Consider the following 3065-nt stretch of genomic DNA (forward strand, 5'->3'; position numbering starts at 1 on the left):
TCGCGTTCGACGGATTCACGGTCGCGGTCAGCTGCACGCTCGCCCCGGACTTCAGGCTCAGCCTGCCGTCCTTCACGCCGTCACCCGAAATGGAGACCGACGACACCGGAACCGGGGCGTCAGCCACAGTAACAACGACCGAAGCCGTCTTGCCGCCAGCAGTCGCTGTAATCGTTGCAGTACCAGCCTTCATAGCAGTGACCTTGCCGTCAGACACCTTAGCCACAGAATCGTTTGAGCTGGTCCAAGAAACCGTCTTGTCGGTAGCGTTGGACGGGTTCACGGTAGCGGTCAGCTGCACGCTCGCGCCCGACTTCAGGCTCAGCTTGCCGTTGCTCACACCGGAACCCGAAATTGAGACCGAAGACACCGGAACCGGCTGCGGGGTGTTGCAGTTCACCGCGCTCACCGCGGCGGAGGTTCCATCCCAGCTCACTTTGCCGGAGAATTCGATGCCGGGCTGGCTGGCGCCAGGAGTCTGCGAGCCGGAGCCGTTGGTGAAGATCACGCGATACGTGCCCTCGCCCAAGTCCGGAACCTCGTACTTATAGGTGCCGGCCTTCGCGCAGGAGTCGTCAGCGGTCAGCTGGGTCATCGCAACGCCAGGCCACTTGCCGTTGTTCTTGGACGTAGTGTCGTTGTATACGTATGCATACACCTTGTCCCAGCCGGCAGGCTTGGTGGCATAAATCACGTTGGAGAGCTCAGGCTTCACGCCAGTGATCTTGATGGTGATGCTATCGGACTGCTGGTTTGTGCCGGCGGTGGCGGTGATCTTCACCGTTCCTGCCTTGAGACCGGAAACCTTGCCAGTGGAATCCACCGTAGCTACCGAAGTGTCGGAGGAGGTCCAAGTCACGTTGGCGCGTTTTCCTGCCGGATTCGTGGTCACGTCAGCCTTCAGCTGCACGCTCTGGGTGGAGCCGAGATCCATGGAAGTCGGGCCGGAGACCTTGATTCCGGTGACGTTGACGTTCCTCCAGTGGCAGGGCTCCCTGGAGTTGATGTAGCAGTCCGGATCCAGATTGTTCTTCTTGAACCATGCCTGGCAATCCTTGTCGCACGGGCTTTCGGTGCCATCGTTCGGATCATAGGTCGGGTCGCCGTACTTGGTGTAGGAATACGTGTGCTTGATGGCTTCGCCGTCCGCACCGGTACCCTTCACCGTAACCGTCACCACTTCGTCGGACTTGGCCTTGGCACCGATCTTGATGGTGTCGCCGTCCTTATAGGAGCCGGACTGTCCATCGGACGTGGTGTAAGTGGTGTCAGAGGCCTGATAGGAACGCAGCGTGATTAGCTTGGATTCTCCAGGAATGGTACCCTTGTTCGGATATGCCTCAGCAGTGGAGACCTTGCCGGAACGCGTCTTGTTGGAGAATGCTGCGATAGACTTCGCCTTCACAGAGCCGGAAGTGACCTTGCCGCCGGACACGGTGATGGTGGAACCGGTGACCTCATCGGCGTAGGTGCCGTTGGCGAGCTTGGTGGACTGGCCAGAGAGATTCTTCTCCGCGCCGTTCGCATTCGCCACGACCATGCCGTCCTGTGCGGCGGAGCCGGCGTAGCGTTCCACCATCAGGCAGTTGTCGTCACCGCAGTTGGAAACGTTGGAGTCCTCGCCCACCATGGCGTTGCGGAAGTGGTTCACCGCCACGACCTCCGGATCCTTCCACAGGTCGGAGCCGGCATCGCCGAGCTTGGAGTTCTCAGTGAACGGTCCACTGCCATTGCCATACGTGCCTTTACCACCGGTGCCGTAGGTGCCGCCGTCCTTGTACGGGCGGTCGAAGAACAGGCTCATGCCGTTCTTCTGCGCGGTCACGCCAGCCCAGCCGTACTTGATCCACTCATCAGACAGTTCCTGCGGAATATTGGCCTCGCCGTTGGAGAAGTTATCGTGCGATTCCACCCAGTTCACGGACTTGTCTTCGGTCACCTTGCTATGGGAGGTGAAGTGGCTTGCTCCAAGGTTCTTGAACTGCACGGCATTGCGCACCTCATGGCCGTAGCTGGAGTCGGTGATGCCGCCGCCACGCGGGGAGTTGCTGTTGAACAGGTTGGCGTAGTCGGCTTCACGGACGTTGGCGTCCTCAAGCACCTCGCCGTACTGGTACTGGGAACCGTTCTTCAGGATGGTGTTCCAGTAGTTCGACTTCTTACCGCCGAACACCTCATCCGGCAGCTCGATGTGCTTGGCCGCGTCATAACGGAAGCCGTCCGCGCCGTCGGCCACGGTCTGCTTGAGCAGGTCGGCCATGCCTTGGGTGACGGTGTCATCCTGGGTGTTCAGATCCCACAGGCCGGAGAGCTTGTGCTGGGTGCAGTCCTCGCGGTTGTTGTAATCGGAGATCTGCTTGTCCTCATGGAAGTAGGCCTTGTTCTGCCACTTCTTGGCGATCACGTCGAAGTCGGACGTGAAGTGGTTGGACACGGAATCGACGATGATGCGCAGGCCATACTGATGGGCCATCTTGCACATTTCCTTGAACTCGTCTTCCGAACCGACCACATAGTTGCCGATGGACATGTCGGTTGGCTGGTAGACGTAGTACCAGTTGAGATACCAGTTGCCGGTGCCGAGCTTGCGGTTGTCCTTGATTTTGACGATTGGTTCGGTTTGGATGGAGGTATAACCGGCCTTGGCGATATCCGGAATGTTCTCCATGATGGTTTTGAAGGACCATTCGAAGGCGTGCAGGGTCGCGCCGTCCTTCATATCCTTTGGCAGGCCGTACTTCTGACGGGCGGTCTCGAACGTCGGATTGCCGATGGTATCGACGTAGCTGTCACGGGTGGCGGCGTTGGCCTGCTGCGGTGCGGCCGTAGCGAGTGAAAGACCCGCGAGCAGCGTGGTGGCCGCGGCAAGGAACGCCACGGTCTTCTTGCTCAGACGAGCAAGCGTTGCTGATTGTTTCATCATCTTCCTTGATTGGATTGGATTTGTTCAGGTAAGGCTGAGGCCCGATTCCCTTGGAATACGGAACCAGGCCTCAGCTGTCTTCGGTTATTATTTGTTGGTTGCCGCGCAGTTTGGTGTGACGTCGGTGATCATCTGACCGCCG

The 3065-nt window shown here is 59.0% G+C and carries 1 protein-coding gene; it reads right to left on the reverse strand.

The features are described from left to right. Window positions 1-2923 (reverse strand): Ig-like domain-containing protein (locus tag KSX58_RS10175; RefSeq protein WP_217752129.1); only part of this gene is annotated, 2923 nt, incomplete at its 3' end. Between the last annotated feature and the right edge of the window lie 142 nt (window positions 2924-3065).

Origin of the sequence: Bifidobacterium sp. MSK.17.10 (genome assembly GCF_019129655.1) — a bacterium.
Taxonomy (GTDB): domain Bacteria; phylum Actinomycetota; class Actinomycetes; order Actinomycetales; family Bifidobacteriaceae; genus Bifidobacterium; species Bifidobacterium adolescentis.